General features: G+C 71.6%; 13 protein-coding genes. 7 read left to right on the top strand and 6 right to left on the bottom strand.

Annotated features, from left to right (window positions below):
- Positions 1-65: 65 nt before the first annotated feature.
- The 4 genes from ACFWWR_RS03455 to ACFWWR_RS03440 form a co-directional block, all read right to left on the bottom strand.
- Positions 66-1,079: a substrate-binding domain-containing protein gene (locus ACFWWR_RS03455; RefSeq protein ID WP_383857282.1), complete on the bottom strand. Its 1,014-nt coding sequence runs from the start codon at positions 1,077-1,079 to the stop codon at positions 66-68.
- Positions 1,080-1,408: 329 nt separating this feature from the next.
- Positions 1,409-2,206, bottom strand: coding sequence for an SAM-dependent methyltransferase (locus tag ACFWWR_RS03450; protein WP_384301712.1), 798 nt, complete (start codon positions 2,204-2,206; stop codon positions 1,409-1,411).
- A gap of 176 nt (positions 2,207-2,382) precedes the next feature.
- Positions 2,383-2,817, bottom strand: coding sequence for a DUF6114 domain-containing protein (locus tag ACFWWR_RS03445; protein ID WP_384301710.1), 435 nt, complete (start codon positions 2,815-2,817; stop codon positions 2,383-2,385).
- Positions 2,817-3,476 carry a DUF6230 family protein gene (locus tag ACFWWR_RS03440; RefSeq protein WP_383857273.1) on the bottom strand — a complete coding sequence of 220 codons (660 nt, stop codon included), beginning with the start codon at positions 3,474-3,476 and terminating at the stop codon, positions 2,817-2,819. The genes ACFWWR_RS03445 and ACFWWR_RS03440 overlap by 1 nt, the downstream gene beginning before the upstream one ends.
- A gap of 500 nt (positions 3,477-3,976) precedes the next feature.
- Between ACFWWR_RS03440 and ACFWWR_RS03435 the strand changes: the two genes are divergently transcribed.
- Positions 3,977-4,630, top strand: coding sequence for a Tat pathway signal sequence domain protein (locus ACFWWR_RS03435; protein WP_383857270.1), 654 nt, complete (start codon positions 3,977-3,979; stop codon positions 4,628-4,630).
- Between the two features lie 87 nt (positions 4,631-4,717).
- Here the strand turns inward: ACFWWR_RS03435 and ACFWWR_RS03430 are convergent, their stop codons facing one another.
- Positions 4,718-5,686: a lytic polysaccharide monooxygenase gene (locus tag ACFWWR_RS03430; RefSeq protein WP_384301708.1), complete on the bottom strand. Its 969-nt coding sequence runs from the start codon at positions 5,684-5,686 to the stop codon at positions 4,718-4,720.
- A gap of 451 nt (positions 5,687-6,137) precedes the next feature.
- Here ACFWWR_RS03430 and ACFWWR_RS03425 point away from each other — a divergent pair, with 451 nt between their 5' ends.
- The 6 genes from ACFWWR_RS03425 to ACFWWR_RS03400 all read left to right on the top strand — a co-directional run bounded on the left by ACFWWR_RS03425 (position 6,138) and on the right by ACFWWR_RS03400 (position 13,299).
- Positions 6,138-7,937 carry a S8 family serine peptidase gene (locus tag ACFWWR_RS03425; protein ID WP_383857264.1) on the top strand — a complete coding sequence of 600 codons (1,800 nt, stop codon included), beginning with the start codon at positions 6,138-6,140 and terminating at the stop codon, positions 7,935-7,937.
- A gap of 264 nt (positions 7,938-8,201) precedes the next feature.
- Positions 8,202-8,954, top strand: a complete 753-nt coding sequence (locus ACFWWR_RS03420; protein ID WP_384301706.1) for a 3-oxoacyl-ACP reductase family protein — start codon at positions 8,202-8,204, stop codon at positions 8,952-8,954.
- Between the two features lie 201 nt (positions 8,955-9,155).
- On the top strand, positions 9,156-9,833 hold the full coding sequence (locus tag ACFWWR_RS03415; RefSeq protein WP_384301704.1) for a ScbR family autoregulator-binding transcription factor: 678 nt from the start codon (positions 9,156-9,158) through the stop codon (positions 9,831-9,833).
- A gap of 634 nt (positions 9,834-10,467) precedes the next feature.
- The gene (locus tag ACFWWR_RS03410) at positions 10,468-11,115 is read left to right on the top strand and encodes a ScbR family autoregulator-binding transcription factor (protein ID WP_384301702.1); all 648 of its coding nucleotides are present in this window, start codon (positions 10,468-10,470) and stop codon (positions 11,113-11,115) included.
- Positions 11,116-11,300: 185 nt separating this feature from the next.
- Positions 11,301-12,473, top strand: a complete 1,173-nt coding sequence (locus tag ACFWWR_RS03405) for a damage-control phosphatase ARMT1 family protein (RefSeq protein WP_384301700.1) — start codon at positions 11,301-11,303, stop codon at positions 12,471-12,473.
- A 118-nt stretch (positions 12,474-12,591) separates the two neighbouring features.
- Positions 12,592-13,299, top strand: coding sequence for a class I SAM-dependent methyltransferase (locus ACFWWR_RS03400; RefSeq protein WP_384301698.1), 708 nt, complete (start codon positions 12,592-12,594; stop codon positions 13,297-13,299).
- Here the strand turns inward: ACFWWR_RS03400 and ACFWWR_RS03395 are convergent.
- On the bottom strand, positions 13,257-16,586 hold the full coding sequence (locus ACFWWR_RS03395; RefSeq protein WP_383857245.1) for a tetratricopeptide repeat protein: 3,330 nt from the start codon (positions 16,584-16,586) through the stop codon (positions 13,257-13,259). The genes ACFWWR_RS03400 and ACFWWR_RS03395 overlap by 43 nt on opposite strands.
- Positions 16,587-16,623 lie beyond the last annotated feature (37 nt).

Here is a 16,623-nt window from a genome sequence, read left to right as displayed (position 1 = left end):
TCCTTGGGCGATCGGCGGGGAGGGGAGAGAGGCGAGCGGCCGGGGCGGGCGGTTGCTCGGCCCGGTCAGCGGGTTCCGGCCGCGGCGAACCGCGCGACCGAGGCGACGTTCGTCCTGGTGACGAAGGCCGGACCGGTCAGTACGGGAGCCACACCACCGCCACTCAGGTTGCCGTTGGTCTTGTACAGCCACACGGAGTCCACGGCCAGGTAGCCCTGCAGATACGGCTGCTGGTCCACCGCGAACTGTACGTCCCCGTCCCGCACGGCCGTGACCAGGTCCTTGTCGAGGTCGAAGGTGGCGACCTTGGCTCCGCTGCCCGCCGCCTTCACCGACTTGACCGCCGCCAGCGCGAACTGCGCGCCCAGCGTGACGACTTCGTCGATGCTGGGATCCTGGCGCAGCCTGGCCGTGATGGCGGCGTTCACCGAGGCCATGTCGGTGCCCTCGACGTAGAGCATCTCGGTCTCGCCGTCGAACGCCATCTTCACGCCGGCGCAGCGCGCCTCCAGGGCGACGTTGCCCCGCTCGTGGATGACGCACAGGGCGTGTCCGGCCTTCAGGCCGTCCAGCTTCTCCCCGACGGCCCGGCCCGCGACGCCCTCGTCCTGGCCGAAGTACTGCAGGAGACCGGCGGACCGCCAGGCGTCGATACCGGAGTTGAGGCCGACCACGGGAATGCCCGCCGCCTTGGCCTCGGCGACCGGTCCCTTCATCGCCTGCGGCTTGGCCAGGGTCACCGCGATGCCGTCGACCTTGTCGCGGACCGCGTCCCGCACCAGCTCCGCCTGCCCGGCCGGGTCGGAGTCGTTCGCGTACGACAGCTCGATGCCGTCCTTGGCGGCCGCGGCCCGGGCGCCCTTCTGCACCAGCTCCCAGAAGTCGTCCCCCTTGCCGCCGTGGGTGATCAGGGCGACCTTGAGCCCGCCGGAGCCCGCTCTGCCCGCCGCGTCCGCGCCCGAGTCGAGCCGGGCACCGCCGGAACCGGAACAGCCGGCGAGGAGCAGACAGGCCGCGGCGACCACGGCGGCCCCGCGAACGAATGCGGAGGAGGCCTGAGGTGGGGGAGGATTGTTCATGAGGGAGCACCTCGCTGTGCGGCCGAGCAAGTGGAACGCGAAGGTGAGGCCGAATCGCAGGTGCGCCGGCCGGTTGTACCTTCACTGGCTCGGAGCCAACCGTGTGTGACCGCCGGTAGTCAAGTGATCGGCCGCTCGCAGTGAGTTGTCGGTGCCGCATCGTGATGGTCCCGCCGCTGGCGGGAAGGCCTGCGGTGGTGCTCGCGGGGTGGCGGGAGGGCAGAGGTGTGGCCCGCGAGGTGGCGGGACGGGCACCCGCCGGGTGTGGCCGGACGGGCCCCCGCCGCGCCCCGGGCGACAGCGCAGCCGACGGCGCCGCGCCGCCGGAGTCACGGCTTGCGCGCCACCACCCCGTACATCGCGATGTCCTCGTCCCGGATCACCTCGGTGCCCGTGCCGTCCGGGCGCCACCTGTGGACCTGGACGATCCCCGGTTCGACGAGTTCCAGTCCCGCGAAGAACTCCTCGGTCTCGGCGAAGGTGCGCAGCCGCATCGGCATGCCCCGCGCCGCGTACTCGCGGGCGACCCGGCCCACCTCGTCCGGCGCGAACTCGGCGGTGCCGACGGACATCGCCAGGAAACTCCCGGAGGGCAGCGGGTCGAGCAGACGGCGGACGATCCCCACGGCGTCGTCCTCGTCCATCATGAAGTGGACGATCGCGATGACCGTCAGGGCAACCGGCTGGGTCAGGTCCAGGGTCGCGCGCAGATCGGGGGCGTCCAGGATGCTCGCCGGATCACGCATGTCCGCCTCGACGTACGCCGTCCTCCCCTTGGGTGTGCCGTTCATAAGATCCCGGGACAGCGCGAGGACGAGGGGGTCGTTGTCGACGTAGACGACCCGGGCGGCCGGGGACACCGACTGGGCGATCTCGTGGATGTTGGGGGAGGTCGGGATGCCGGTGCCCACGTCGAGGAACTGGCGTATCCCCGCCTCCTCGGCCAGGTGCCGCACCGCCCGGTTCATGAAGTCGCGGTTGGCCCGCATGTGGACCGGCAGCGCGGGCCACTCCCGGCACATGGCGTCGCCGGCCTCGCGGTCCGCCGGGTAGTGGTCCTTGCCGCCGATGATGTAGTCGTAGATCCGCGCGGAGTGCGCGCTGCCGGTGTCGATGTCTCGCTCCATGCACCACCCTTCCCATACTCAACTCGCTCTTAATCAAGAAGAGTTGAATGGCCGGAGGGTCTCCCCCGGTCGGGGCGTCGCGTCCGGCCGCGCTGCGAGTGGCCGCGCGGTGCATCCCGCGCCCGCGCTGCAGGTGGCCGGACGCGATGCCCCGGCCACCTGGTCCTGTCCGGCACCTACGCGGCCTGCTGAAGTGCCTTCGCCTCGCCCTTCTCGCGGCGCCGCTGACGCCGGCTCCGGCGCGGCTCCTGGTCGGGAAGCCAGCCGAAGGCCAGACAGCTGCCCACGACGCCCAGCAGGAGGCCGATGAAGAAGCCGCCCAGGTTCGAGGTGGCCCAGGTGCCCAGGGACAGCAGGACGCCGGTGATCGAGTAGAAGAGCCGCTGCGCGGGGTTGAAGAGGAGCAGCAGTCCGAGCACCAGCATCAGGGTCGGCAGCAGGTAGCCCGCCACAGCCTGCGCGCCGGCGTGCAGCATGACCTCCAGCGACGCCTTCTCGGTCAGCAGGATCTCCGCTCCGCCCAGGGTGAGCAACAGCCCTCCCCAGAACGGACGGGCGGCCCGCCAGCGCCGGAAGGCGGACCGCATGCCCTGAGGTGGCCGCTCCGACATCAGCAGCCCTTGCTGCTGAAGCCGAGCTTGAGGCCCGGCAGCTTGAAGACCCCGGCCGTGGTGGCGTAGTTGGTCTGCCGCAGGTTGGCGATGCGCACGGTGTCGGCCTGCTGGCTGAACACGCCGATCGGGCCCTTCACCCCGGCCTTGGTGAGGGTGCTGGCGTCGTTGCCGATCTCGATGTTGGTGAAGGCGGCGTCGCCGGACAGCTCGGTGGAGTCGGTGGTCAGGTCGGTCGCCTCGACCTTGTCCTTCCCGCCGCCCGCGGTGATCAGCAGGTTGGTGCCGCCGAGGTCGACGCTCTGGCACAGCTTCGTGAGCGTCGCGTTCTTGATCGCGGACGTGATGACCAGCACCTGGCCGCCGGTGTCGCCCTCGTTGGGGCTGCCGGGCGCCATCTGGTCGAGGCCGCCGAACTGCTCGAATCCGGTGCCGTTGAGCTCGGTCGCGGTGACCGTGAACGGCATGCCGGAGATGGCGAACTGCACACCGAGCGCGCCTTCGGCCGTCAGGATCGCGAGCCCCGCGGCGACCGCGACGGCCGGCACGGCCATGATCGCGGCCCGCCGCGCCCGGACCCGCCCGCGTCTCGCGGGGGCTACGGAGGCTTCGGGGACCGCTGGTGAGGCTGCGGGGACTTCTGGTGAGGACGAGGCCATGTTTCTGCTCCCGTGGGCATAGTGAATGCGGTTGGGCTTCAGTGGCACACGTTGTCCTGGCGCGGACAGCGGAACTGGGCGCACGTCCCCTCACAACTCCCGGCGGGTGCAAGGGCTTTCTCTCATTACGCGTCAGTAGCCGTCGAGGAAGTTACCGGGGGTTACATTCGAGGGTCAAGCAAGTTGCGGGAAAAGTGTGGTGATTGTGTGCCGCCTGTGGCCTGCAGTGCCAACTCCCGTACAAAACCTTGACGTTGGTCGATCCCCGGGTCTACAACTCTCCTGGCTTCCCCCAGATCCGTGGCGCCGGATCCAGCCGCTTCCCGGACGTTCTGTCCAGTACGGGCACTTCACCGCCCGAATGCGATCCGAGTGCGATCCGAGTCCAGCCGAGTTCGACTCCGTACGAGTACGTCCCCCTTCAAGGCACCCGCACGGCCGCTTCCCCCCTGGGCCGTGCCGGTTGCCCTTGCCCCCCACCCCCAGAAAGAGGCACCCGCATGCGTACGCGATCCCTCCTCACCCTCACCGCCGCCGTCGCCGCCTTCACCCTCCCCGCTCTCTCGCCCGCCTCGGCGGCCGACGGGGCGGTCCTCACCACCGGCGGTCTCGGCGGCACCGCCGTCGCGGTCGGCGACGTCCTCACCGCCTCGCTGGCCACCGGCACCAACGCCACCCTCTACTCCAGCGCGACCGGCACCAGCGGCATCTCGTGCACGTCCTCGCAGTTCACCGCCACCGTCACCGACAACCCGGCCGCACCCGGCACGGCCACCGAATCGCTCGACGCGCACACCTTCGCCAGCAGCTCCTGCACCGCCAACGTCGTCGGCGTGCTCGGCGTCACCAGCATCACTGTCAACAATCTGCCGTACACCACCTCCGTGACCTCCGACGGAACCGTCACGGTCTCCGCGGCGAGCGGCTCCGCCGTCCAGACCACGGTCGTGCTGCGCACCCTGCTGGGCAGCATCAACTGCGTCTACCAGACACCCGCTCTGGTCGGCACGGCCGACAACGCCGACAACAGCATCGCCTTCGCCAACCAGCAGTTCACGAAGGTGTCCGGCTCCTCGCTCTGCTTCGCCAACGGCTACTTCACCGCGAAGTACGCCCCCGTGACCGACGGGGACGCGCTGGTCTACGTCAACTGACCCTCGTACGACGTCAACTGACTTTCGTACTACCTCAACCGACCTGCGCACCGGAGCAGTTCAGTACGGGAGGACTTCACAAGGCACTCAGCGTCGACGCAGACGCAGTGCCAGGGCGGCGCCACCGACGAGCACCAGCATCGCGGCGGCGCCGCCCGCCAGTGTGGGCGCGGACGGGCCGGAGCCGGAGCCGCCGGTGGCGGCCACCGGCGTGCTGTCGGGGGCGGCGCCGGCCTCGGCGTAGGCGTCGGTGCCGGCCGACCGGCTCGCCGCAGCGGACTGACTGGCCTGCGGGGTGCGCTTCTCGGCGGGTGTCGGGGCGGCCGAGGGGCTCGCACTCGCAGGCTTCCCCTTCGCGCCGCTGTCCGCCGTGGCCGACGCGGCGGATCCCGCTTCGGTCCCCGTGCTCTTCGCCGCCGGGAAGACCACGTCCGAGCACGAGTAGTACGTGTCCGGCGTGCTGCTGTTCTGCCAGATCGTGAACAGCACCTGTCGTCCCGTCCGGTCGGCCGGAAGCGTCGCCCTGATCCGGTACGCGCCGTCCGTCAGCGCCGGGTCCGTCACTTCCGCGAACGGGCGCTCCGGCAGGTCGGACCAGGTCAGCGGCTTGGCCGGGTCGTAGCCCGGCTTCGTCAGATAGAGCCGGAAGGTGCCGGTGTGCGGGATGGTCGAGACGTATCGCATGGTCAGCGTCGCGCCGGGGGTCATCCGGGTCGAGGGCCAGTCGGAGCGGGCGAGGTCCAGCCCCTTGTAGGCCGGCAACCCACCGCTGCACAGCTCTCCGTCGGGGATGGTCTGCCGGTCCCGGCCGTTCACGTTCGCGACGCGCAGGTTGTCCCAGGCCGTGAAGGGTGTCCCGTTGGCGGCGACGGCCGCCCGGCAGGCCGCCGAACCGGACGGGCTGCCGCCGTCGGGGGAGCAGGCGAAGACCCGGCTGACCGGATCGGTCGGAGCGCCGTGCGCCTGCGCGGGCGCCGCCGCCCACACGCCCAGCAGCAGCGAGCTCGTGAGAGAGGCCGCCAGGGCGGCGGTGCGGTGTGCGGTGGTCCGGGACATCCGGAACGTCTCCTCGGCCGGAACGGGAACGAACTGCTTCCGTGCGGTGAACGGTGTGCTCCCGTGGAGTACGGGAAACCGACCCGGCGTGTTCACGGGGCCGCCAACCGGCGCAAAGCAGACCGTTCCCGGTCAACCGCCCGGTGTCGAGGGTGAGTTTCCGGCCCGATCAAGGGTTTCCCCTGTATCCGCGTGACCGTTCCTTTGCCTATCGTTCGGGCACAGCCGCCCCACAGGTGACCCCGAACGGGCCGGCCCCGCGCCCGGTCGGCCACCGCGCGCCACTTTTCGCCCCACCCCCCCACAGCGTCACGCCCCCAAGCGTCACGCCGCTCGGCGTCACGCCCCTCAGCCTGACCCCCCACTCGGCTTCACCCCCCGCCGCTTCATCGACGAAGCGCTTCGACCGCCACTCCGCGCTGCCCCGAGTACGGCCACGAAAGGCAAGCCCTTGCGTACCTCTCTCTCCTCCAGACGGAAGCTGATATCCGTCGCCGCGGTCTCCGCCGCCCTCCTGACGGCCGCCACCACCACGGTCGCCGTCGCCCAGGAACCCGCCTCCCAGGAGTCAGCCGTCCCGGCCGCGCTGACCGAGGCCGCCCCCGGTGCCCCGGCCGAGCGCCTCATCGTCGGCTACACGTCCGGCGCCGCCGAGGCCAAGTCGAACAAGGCCGCCGAGGCCGACGCCGCGGCCAAGGGCAAGGAGGCCGGCGAGGACCTCGACTTCCAGCGCCGCCTCGGCACCGGCGCCGCCCTGGTCGACCTGGGCGCCGATCTCACCCGGACCGATGTCGCCGACGTCGTCGCCGAGTTCGAGGCCGACCCGCAGGTCGCCTATGTCGTACCGGACCGCCTGAACACCGCGAAGGCCGACCCGAACGACACCGAGTACGCCAAGCAGTGGGACCTGTTCGAGGCCACGGCCGGCATGAACGTGCCCGCCGCCTGGAGCACCACGACCGGCACCGGCGTCACGGTCGCCGTCATCGACACCGGCTACGTCGCCCACACCGACCTGGCCGCGAACATCGTCGGCGGCTACGACTTCATCGCCGACACCGCCGTCTCGGTGGACGGCGACGGCCGCGACAGCAACCCGGCCGACCCGGGTGACTACTACGCGGCCAACGAGTGCGGCTCCGGCATCCCGGCCAGCAACTCCTCCTGGCACGGCACGCACGTCGCCGGCACCATCGCCGCGGTCACCAACAACAGCAAGGGTGTCGCGGGCATCGCGTACGGCGCGAAGATCTCCCCGGTGCGCGTGCTCGGCAAGTGCGGCGGCTACGACTCGGACATCATCGACGCCATCACCTGGGCGTCCGGCGGCACCGTCTCCGGTGTTCCCGCCAACACCAACGTCGCCAAGGTCATCAACATGAGCCTGGGCGGCGACGGGGCGTGCACCTCCGCGACCCAGACCGCGATCAACGCCGCCGTGGGCCGCGGCACGACCATCGCCGTGGCCGCGGGCAACGACAACGAGAACGTGTCGGCCCACTCGCCGGGCAACTGCAACAACGTGATCTCGGTCGCCGCGACCAACCGCACCGGCGCCAAGGCCTCCTACTCCAACTACGGCTCCCTCGTGGACATCTCGGCGCCCGGCGGTCAGACCAGCACCGGCACCGCCAACGGCATCCTGTCCACGCTGAACTCCGGCACCAAGACGGCGTCCACGGAGTCGTACGCCTACTACCAGGGCACCAGCATGGCCACCCCGCACATCGCGGGCCTGATCGCGTTGGTGAAGTCGGCCAACTCGGCGCTGACCCCGGCGCAGATCGAGACGGCCATCAAGAACAACGCCCGTGCCCTGCCGGGCGCCTGCTCGGGCGGCTGCGGCGCCGGCCTGGCGGACGCGGCCAAGACCGTGGCGGCCGTCAGCGGCGGTACGAGCACGGGGACGACCTTCTCCAGCACCACCTCCGTCGCCATCCCGGACAACGGCTCGGCGGTCGAGTCCTCCATCGCCGTCAGCGGCCGCAGCGGCAGCGCCCCCTCGACCCTCCAGGTCGGTGTCGACATCACCCACACCTACCGCGGTGACCTGGTCCTCGACCTGGTCGCCCCGGACGGCACGGCGTACCGGCTGAAGGCCGCGAGCTCCTCGGACTCCGCGGACAACGTCAACACCACCTACACCGTGAACGCCTCCTCGGAGACGGCCAACGGCACCTGGAAGCTGCGCGTCCAGGACACCGCCGCGCAGGACACGGGCACGCTCAACGGCTGGAAGCTCACCTTCTGAGCCGCCGGGTGTGACAGACGGGCGGACCGCCCGGTGCGAATGGGGCACCGGCCGGCCCGCCCGTCGGCATTCAGGGCCCGTAGCCGAGCCCCTGTCGTTAAAAAAACCGTCTGTACGGTTCATTTATCGGGCATCGCCTAGGTTCAGCGGGCGAGTGGGGCCGTGTGGCAACCGCTTCTGGTGCATCTGTCCCGGCGTTCGACTGCTACTTCACTCCAATGCCCGCGGGTTGACAAACCGCACAGTCTGTTTTCTACTACCTTCATGACCACTCAAAACGTCAAGCGTCTGCGGGGCAAGAAGGCCCTTGTCACCGCGTCGTCCCGAGGCATCGGCCGTGCCGTCGCCCTGCGCCTGGCGGCGGACGGCGCTGATGTCGCCGTCACGTACCGGAGCAACTCCGCCGCCGCGCAAGAGGTCGTCGACACGATCGTCGCCGGGAACGGCAAGGCGGTCGCCGTGCAGGCCGACTTCGGCAGCAAGACGGACATCGAGAACCTCTACAAGGAGGTTCTCAACGCCTTCGGCTCGCTGGACATCGTCGTGAACAACGCCGGCATCGCTGCCGGTGGCAACGTCGCCGACGTGGACGACGAGATTTTCGAGCGCGCCGTGGAGGTCAACCTCAAGGGCACGTTCTACTCGCTGCGCCAGGCCGCGGCCAGAGTCAGCGACGGTGGCCGGATCGTCAACATCTCCACCGGCTACACCCGCATGACGTTCCCGGGCACCGGCGTCTACACGGCGACCAAGGCCGCCGTCGAGCAACTCGGTCTGGCGCTCGCCCGCGAGGTCGGCGGTCGCGGTGTCACCGTCAACTCCGTCCTGCCGGGCCTGATCCGAACCGACCAGACGGCTCCGATCGCGGACCAGTACGACGCCTTCGCCCAGATGATGCCGCTCGGCCGCATCGGCGAGCCGGAGGACATCGCCTACATCGTCGCCTTCCTCGCGAGCGACGACGCCCGCTATGTCTCGGGCCAGTACATCGCGGCCGCCGGCGGCCTGGTCTCCTGACGCCAGCTGCGTCGCCGTAGATCCACATGGGTCGGTCGGCATACGGGTCGCGCGGTTCTTTTCTGCCTGAGAATCCCAGAATCAGCAGGTTCTCGCATAAACGCATGGCTGGTGACGGCTGCCCGACGTGCCCTACGATACGGCCCAACCGGTTTGAAACAGGGCTTGCCAGACATCATGGCACTCGGCGGGAGACCACGCATGGCACGACAGGAACGCGCGATCCGGACTCGCAACGCGGTACTCGAGGCCGCCGCGGCGGTCTTCGCCGAGCGGGGTTACGAATCGGCCACCATCGTGGAGATCCTTGAGCGTGCCGAGGTCACCAAGGGAGCGCTCTACTTTCACTTCCCGTCCAAGGAGGATCTGGCGCACGGCGTGCTCGAACACGCCGTGACCGAGCCGCCCACGGAACAGCCGATCAGGATTCAGTCGTTCGTCGACATGGGTCTCATCCTGGCCTACCGGCTGCCGCGGGAGCCACTGCTTCGCGGTGCCGCCCGGCTCGCGGCCGACCAGGGCGCGCAGCGCTTCTTCGGCCGGCCCTGGCAGGAATGGGCGGCGGTGACGGCCGACCGACTGGCCGTCGCCAAGGAGAAGGGCGAGGTGCTGCCGCACGTGGATCCGGTGCGGACCGCCGAGACGATGGTCGCCGCGTTCACCGGTATCCAGTTGATGTCCCAGGCCACGACGGACATGGCCGACTTCGCGGAGCGGGTTTCGCTGCTGTACGACCTCGTGCTGCCGAGTATCGCCGTGCCGGGCCTGCTGGGTCAGGTGGACACCTCGCCGGAACGCGGCGAGCGAGCTTTCGCCGACGTCCAGGCCGCGGCCGAGGCGGCGCGCGAAGTCTCCGCGGAGGCCGGCGCCCAGCGGTAGAGCCCAGCAGGAAACGGCTCGACCGCACCCTGCAGGGGCGGTTGCGCCCGGTCGCCGGCGCCGGGTATCCACGGACCAGGCGCGCCGCGCCCACGATCACCTGCTGTCCGCCGCGCCGCCGGGAAAGTGATCCCCCGCTGCTGACCGGACCGGCAGACGAACTCAATGCCGCGGGAGTTCTCCACTTCAGGTGGAGAACCGCCCCGCCCGGGGCTGCCGATGACCGCCCGGGACCGCTGATCTCAGCCGATGGCCGACGGCCCACGACCGTCCCCCCTCGTGGACGGAGGCCGTACTGCCCATGGCGGGCTGTCTCGGAAGATCCGGCCGCCGGGTGCGCGGGCCGCCGGATGCGCCGGCCGGACCTCACCGCGGCCACCGAGGACCCCGCCGGCCTTCGCTCACACGTCGCTCACCGCATCGCCACACCGCGTGGGCAATGGTCCGACTCCTCCTCTTCCGCGGGGGGTTGGCCCGTCGAAAGCGGAGGTAGAGGCCGTAGAAGGGCGACGGAGAGGAGGCGCGTCCCTCGATCGGAAAACCGGTCGGGTCAGTCCGGCGCGGTGAGTTAAGGTGTGGCGGGGGAAGAAACAAACGGCACAGCCCGTTCTTTTCCACCAGGAGTGTGCAGTCGATGCCGAGGCAGTTACGCGCCGAGCAGACCCGCGCGACGATCATCACGGCCGCAGCCGACCTGTTCGACCGGCAGGGCTACGAATCGACCAGCCTGAGCGACATCGTCGAGCACGCCCAAGTCACCAAGGGCGCCCTCTACTTCCACTTCGCGGCGAAGGAGGACCTGGCGCACGCGATCATGGAGTTGCAGTCCCGTGCCTCGCGCGGGCTGGCGAACGAGATGGACGCGCGCAGCTCCTCTTCACTCGAAGCCCTGATGCGCCTCACGTTCGGCATCGCGCACCTGTCCGTCGAGGATCCGATCCCCCGGGCCGGACTCCGGCTCGCCACCGGGGGAGTGGAGGTGCGCGCCCCGCTGCGGCACCCCTTCACCGAGTGGCTGGACATCGCCTCCCGCAAACTCCTCAGCGCGGTCCGGGAGTCCGACCTCCACCCGGACACCGATGTCGACGCCGCCGCGCACTCCCTCGTCTGTTCCTTCGTCGGCACCCGCGTGGTCAGCCGCCACCTCGAACCCGTGACCCGCCAGCCGCGCAGACTCGCCGAGATGTGGCACCTCCTGATCCGGGGCCTGGTGCCGGTACCCCGCCGCGCCCGCTACCTGACGCTGGTCACGCAGCTGGAGCGGGAGTCGAGGGCGGTCTGAGCGGAGTCGAGGGCGGTCTGACGGGAGGGGGTGGCGGGGCTGCCGTTCCTGGGCACCTGCGCACTGCGGTGGCGCGGGGCAGGGGCCTGCGGGGGCCGTGAGGCCCACCATGCGTGCCGGGTCGGCGTGCCGCCCCGCGTGCGCGCGCCACAGGCCCGTTCCGGCCGCGCGGTAGCGTGAGGCGTATGCCCGACTTCCAGCCGCCGCCCGTGATCCTCGGCAACGAACCCGGTTCCTTCCCGCGCAGTGTGCTCGCGGAGCGGCATCCGGCCATCGTCCGTCAGGTGCGTGAGGCGTTCCCGTACGGCCCCGAGCAGCACCGTGCCCTCGACGAACTGCTCGTGAGCTGCGCCGAGGGTGTGGTCGAAGCGCTCCCCGCCGACGCGCACGACCGGGACCGCTGGAAGACCTGGGGCATCGACGGGTACGTCGGCCGCTCCTGGTTCGACGTGCCCTGGCTGTGGTCCGAGAGCCACTTCTACCGTCGACTCCTCGACGCCGTCGGCTACTTCGGCCCCGGCGCCTGGCAGGGCATCGACCCCTTCCGTCCCTCCAAGCTCGCCGAACTCCACTCCCCGGAGACCGACGAGGAACTGGCGGCCCTCGACGACCTCACGGACAGGCCCGAGGACGAACAGGCCGCGGCCCTGCTGCACGGCTCGCTCTGGGGCAACCGCGCCGACCTCGGCTTCCGCCTCTCCGACGCCGCCGCGGAGGCCCGGGCCGCCGCCCCGGGCCTGGTCGCCGACGACAGCGACACCCTCTGGTCGCTCCTCACCGGCGAGGGCACGCTGTGCCTGATCGCCGACAACGCGGGCCGCGAACTGATCCCCGACCTGCTGCTCCTCGCCCACCTCCTCGCCCACGGCCGCGTCCGGCGGGCCGTCCTGCACGTCAAGCCGTACCCCTACTACGTCTCCGACGCCACGACCGCCGACGTGGTGGACGCCCTGCGCCGGCTCACGGCCGCACCGGGCCAGGCCGCCGTGCACGGACGTCTGCTGTGGTCCGCCATGGCCGACGGCCGCCTCACAGTGCGCGCCCACCCCTTCTCCTGCGCCCCGCTGCCGTACGGGGACATGCCCGACGACCTCCGCGCCGAGCTCACCGGGGCCGCGCTGACCGTCGTGAAGGGCGACCTCAACTACCGCCGCCTGGTCGGAGACCGGATGTGGCCCCCGACGACCCCCTTCGCCGACGTCACGGCCCACTTCCCCGGCCGGGTCGCAGCCCTGCGCACCCTGAAGTCCGACGTGATCACCGGCCTCGACGCGGACACCGAGGCCACGCTGGTCGCCGCCGAGGGGCAGCGCTGGCGGACCGGCGGGACCCATGCGCTGATCCAGGTCAGGCCATGAGGAGCGTTATGCTGCCGAGTTGTACGGGTGGGCTGCCATACGTCCCGCCGACGGGCAGCGAAAGAGGACGGCCTTGACCCCGCGGTACCTGAGAAATCCAGGGGAGCCCCTCTACGACGTGGACGCACGGCGGTACGTCGAGGTCACGGACGTCCGTGACGACGCCGACCTGCACGACGTGTTCACGGACATCTACCGCACCAACCGCTGGGGTTCCGACGAGACCCGCTCGGGGCCCGGCTCCGAACTGCAGCGCATGAAGCGGGTCATGGCCCAGATCGGCGAGCTGGTCAGGGAGTTGGGCGTGCGCTCGGTGCTGGACGCGCCTTGCGGCGACTTCAACTGGATGCGGCACGTCGATCTGCACGGCGCCGACTACCTCGGCGGGGACGTCGTCGCGGAACTCGTCGAGAGCAACCGCGCCCGCTTCCGCGCGCCCGGCCGGGACTTCCAGCTGCTCGACTTCACCGCCCAGCCGGTGCCGCGCGTCGACCTCATCCTGTGCCGGGACGCCCTCGTGCACTTCTCCTACCAGCACGTGGTGGAGGCGCTGACCCGCTTCCGGGAGAGCGGCTCCCGTTACCTGCTCACCACGACCTTCTCCCGCACCCCGGCCAACACGGACATCCTCACCGGCTGGTGGCGGCCGATCAACCTGCGGCTCGCCCCCTTCGGCCTGCCCGAGCCGCTGCGGGAGATCGGCGACGACGAGTCCGACGACTTCTACGACGACAAGACGCTCGCGCTGTGGGACCTCGGACAGATCCCGGCCCGCTTCCCCGGCTACGAACCGGCGGCGGCCGAGTCGGGGTCGCTGGGCGCGTGAGCCCCAGGGGCGGGCGGTGGGGCGTCGTCAGCCGTTCCCCGATCCCCGGCCCGCAGCCCGGCCACCACGCCCAGCGCCTCGTGCGCCGCCCGGGTCCGCGGATGCCGTAGCCCCAGGACCTCCTCGCACGCCTCCCGGACCTCGCTGAACTCCGACTCCGCGGCAGTGAGTTCGCCCTTCAGACACAGCAGGTCGGCCAGGTTGTGCCGGACCGCGAGCGTCCCCGGATGGCGCCGCCCCAGCGTCTCCACACAGTCCGCCAGTACCGTCCGGTACTCCGCCTCCGCCTGCTCGACGCGCCCGCGCAGGTGCAGGACGTGGGCGGCGCCGTGCCGTACGGACAACGTCAGCAGGTGCTGTTCGCCGAGAACCGTCCGCCGGGCCTCGTACACCTCGCGGAACTCCGTCTCCGCCGCCTCCAGTTGGCCCCGGTCCGTGAGCAGGTCGGCCAGGTTGTGGCGGACGGCGAGGGTGCCGGGGTGGCGGGGGCCGAGGGTGTCGACGCAGTCGGCGAGGACGGTGCGGTACTCGGTCTCGGCGCGGTCGGTGCGCCCGCGCAGGTGCAGGACGTGGGCGGCGCCGTGCCGTACCGAGAGGGTGAGCAGGTGCTGTTCGCCGAGCACCTCGCGCCGGGCCTCGTAGACCTCCCGGAACTCCGTCTCCGCCGCCTCCAGCTGGCCGCGCTCCATCAGCAGGTCCGCGAGGTTGTGGCGGACGACCAGGGTGTGCGGGTGCATGTCGCCGAGCAGCCTGCGGCGGACCTCGAAGACCTCCCGGAACTCGGTCTCCGCATCGCCCGGCCAGCCCCGGTCGCGCAGCACGGTGGCCAGGCCGTGCCGGGCGGCGACCGTGTCCGGATGATCCTCGCCGTAGGAGTCGCCGCGCAGCTCCAGCACCGTACGGAACTGGCGCTCCGCCTCGGCCAGCAGGCCGCGGTCGCGCAGCACGTCCGCGAGGTCGTGGCGGACGGCGAGCGTGCCGGGGTTGCGCTCGCCGAGGACCTCCGCGCACACCTCCAGGGTCTCCCGCAGCTCCTGCTCGGCCTGCCGGAACATGCCCCGCTCGTGCAGCACCTGGGCCACGTCGTGGCGGCTCGCCAGGGTGTCGGGGTGGCGGTCGCCGAGCGCCTCGCGGTACGCGTCGAGCACCAGGCGGTGCTCCTCCTCGGCCTCTGCGAGCAGCCCGCGCTGCCGGGACATCCGGGCCACGCCCTTGCGGGCCGCGAGCGTCTGCGGGTCGCGCTCGCCGAGCAGGGCGCGCCGCGTGGCGTACACCGTGCGGTACTCGGCCTCCGCCTCGGCTGGCCGGCCCCGGTCGCCCAGCAGTTCCGCGAGCGCGTAGCGGGCGTCGGCGGTCTCGCCCGCCGCGTCGCCGAACAGGGCGCGGGTGTCCTCCAGGACCGTACGGACCCGGGACTCGGCGGCGGCGAGCCGTCCGCGTAACTGGAGCAGGTGGGCGGCGGCGGACCGCACCTCGAGCGCGTCCGGGTCGCGCGGCCCGCAGGCGAGAACGACCGGCTCGCAGGCGTCGAGAACCGCCTCGGCCCGGTCCAGCCAGCCCCGCCGGAACAGATGCCGCGCCCCGGCCGCCGCCGCGCGCAGCGCCTTGGAGACCAGCTCGTCCTCGGCCTCGTACGGATCGCCGATCAGGGCGAGCGGCACGTCGCAGTGCGGGAGCAGCAGCCGCCAGCGCGGCCAGTCGCACGGGTCGTCCTCGCTGAGGTCGGCGGTGGCCGCCACGACCAGGTCGGCGACCACCGCGCCGTACTCCCGCAGGTGTTCGGCGAGGTCACGCTGGCGGCGGCCGGCGTCCCGGACGAGCGGATGCAGCAGCAGGGCGCGCGCGTGCTCGTCGCCACCGCGCGGGGTGTGCAGCTCGATCAGGCCGAAGTCGGCCAGCGAGGTGAGCGCGGTGTAGAGCTCCTGCGGGGTGACGCCCGGCAACAGCGCCGACTCGGCGAGCCGGTCCGGGCGCAGCAGCCCGACCAGGGGCACGGGCGCGTCGCCCAGGCAGCACAGCAGGCGCATCAGCGGCCGGGCCTGGGAGATGCCGCGCCGCTCCAGCAGGTCCAGGGAGAGCTCCCAAGTACGGCTGACAGGCACGGTGTTGGCGTTGCCGGGCTGGCCGGGCGGGTCCTCGTCGAGGAGTTCGGTGAAGCGTTCGTCGAGGGCGGCGTGGTAGTCGGTGTACGTCCGCACGGCGCTGGTGCCCGGCCAGGCCGGGAACGCGGACGCCGCCGCGAGGTACGAGCCCGCGATGCGCAGCGCCAGCGGCAGCCCGCCGAGCCGCCGTGCCAGCAGCCCCGCGTCCTCGCGCGACCCGGCCCGCTCCCCGGCGAGGTCGCACAGCACGTCGGTGGCGTCGGTGCCGTCCAGGGCGTCCACCGGGTGCAGGGTCGCCCACGGGCCCCAAGTGGCCGGGCTGCCGTCCCGGCTGGTGATCAGCACCAGGCCTGGCAGCTCGGCGGCCGGCCGGATCCAGCCGGTACCTTCCGCCAACCGCCCCTGCGGGGCGAGGTGTTCGGGCTCGTCGGCGTTGTCCACCACCAGCAGCCACGGGTCCGTCCGGTCGCACAGCCGCCGCCACAGCAGGTCCGTGGCGCTGGAACGCCCCGACCAGGCCCGGTCGATGAGATCGGCGGGCGTGCCCAGTGCGGCCACCACCTCGCGCATCCCGGCGCTCAGCGCCGCCGGGTTGGACGCGGTCACCCACCACACGTCGACGCCCAGCGCGGAGGCGTACGCGGCGATCTCCAGCGCGACCGTCGTCTTGCCGCCACCGCCCATCCCGTGCAGCACCCGCACACCCGAAGTCGGCTTGCCCACCAGCTGCTTGAGCGCGTCGAGCAGCGGCTCACGCCCGCGCACCCGGCGGTCCAGCCGGCCCAGCGGCGGGGCGACGGTCAGCGCGCCCGGGGTGGGCGACTCGGGTGCCCCCGTGGGAAGCCCGAACTGGGCGTGCGGGGCGTGGATGACGATCGGCCGGCCCACGCCGGAGAACTCCTCCACGAACGCGGTCAGCCGGCCGGACAGTTCCGGATCCCGGGCCAGCAGCGTGCGCAGCGTGGCGTCCCACCGCTCCCGCTGCTCGCGCAGGATGATCTCCTGCCGGCCCGGCGGCGCGGCGTCGAGGGCCGCCCGCGCCCGGTCCAGCTCCGCCACTCCCTCGCGCCCCAGGATCCGGCCGATCCTCTGCCGGGCCGCCTGCCACGCGTCCGTGGTCATCAGTCCGACCATCGTGCCCGCGGCGGCGGCAGCGGTCTGGGTGAACAATTCTGCCCCGAACATCGAGGACCCCCTGTCGGCACACACCTCGACGGCTACG

Origin of the sequence: Streptomyces sp. NPDC058678 (genome assembly GCF_042714835.1) — a bacterium.
In the GTDB taxonomy this organism is placed as follows: domain Bacteria; phylum Actinomycetota; class Actinomycetes; order Streptomycetales; family Streptomycetaceae; genus Streptomyces.
The sequence above is the reverse complement of the archived record's forward strand: the minus strand, read 5'-3'. Positions and strand labels throughout refer to the sequence as shown.

What these genes read in the sequence shown, in the direction of transcription:
- ACFWWR_RS03445 (WP_384301710.1), bottom strand. Translation starts at nt 2,817, where the DNA reads ATGTCGGAGCGGCCACCTCAGGGCATGCGGTCCGCCTTCCGGCGCTGG.
- ACFWWR_RS03450 (WP_384301712.1), bottom strand. Translation starts at nt 2,206, where the DNA reads ATGGAGCGAGACATCGACACCGGCAGCGCGCACTCCGCGCGGATCTAC.
- ACFWWR_RS03405 (WP_384301700.1), top strand. Translation starts at nt 11,301, where the DNA reads ATGCCCGACTTCCAGCCGCCGCCCGTGATCCTCGGCAACGAACCCGGT.
- ACFWWR_RS03410 (WP_384301702.1), top strand. Translation starts at nt 10,468, where the DNA reads ATGCCGAGGCAGTTACGCGCCGAGCAGACCCGCGCGACGATCATCACG.
- ACFWWR_RS03420 (WP_384301706.1), top strand. Translation starts at nt 8,202, where the DNA reads ATGACCACTCAAAACGTCAAGCGTCTGCGGGGCAAGAAGGCCCTTGTC.
- ACFWWR_RS03430 (WP_384301708.1), bottom strand. Translation starts at nt 5,686, where the DNA reads ATGTCCCGGACCACCGCACACCGCACCGCCGCCCTGGCGGCCTCTCTC.
- ACFWWR_RS03395 (WP_383857245.1), bottom strand. Translation starts at nt 16,586, where the DNA reads ATGTTCGGGGCAGAATTGTTCACCCAGACCGCTGCCGCCGCCGCGGGC.
- ACFWWR_RS03415 (WP_384301704.1), top strand. Translation starts at nt 9,156, where the DNA reads ATGGCACGACAGGAACGCGCGATCCGGACTCGCAACGCGGTACTCGAG.
- ACFWWR_RS03455 (WP_383857282.1), bottom strand. Translation starts at nt 1,079, where the DNA reads ATGAACAATCCTCCCCCACCTCAGGCCTCCTCCGCATTCGTTCGCGGG.
- ACFWWR_RS03435 (WP_383857270.1), top strand. Translation starts at nt 3,977, where the DNA reads ATGCGTACGCGATCCCTCCTCACCCTCACCGCCGCCGTCGCCGCCTTC.
- ACFWWR_RS03440 (WP_383857273.1), bottom strand. Translation starts at nt 3,476, where the DNA reads ATGGCCTCGTCCTCACCAGAAGTCCCCGCAGCCTCACCAGCGGTCCCC.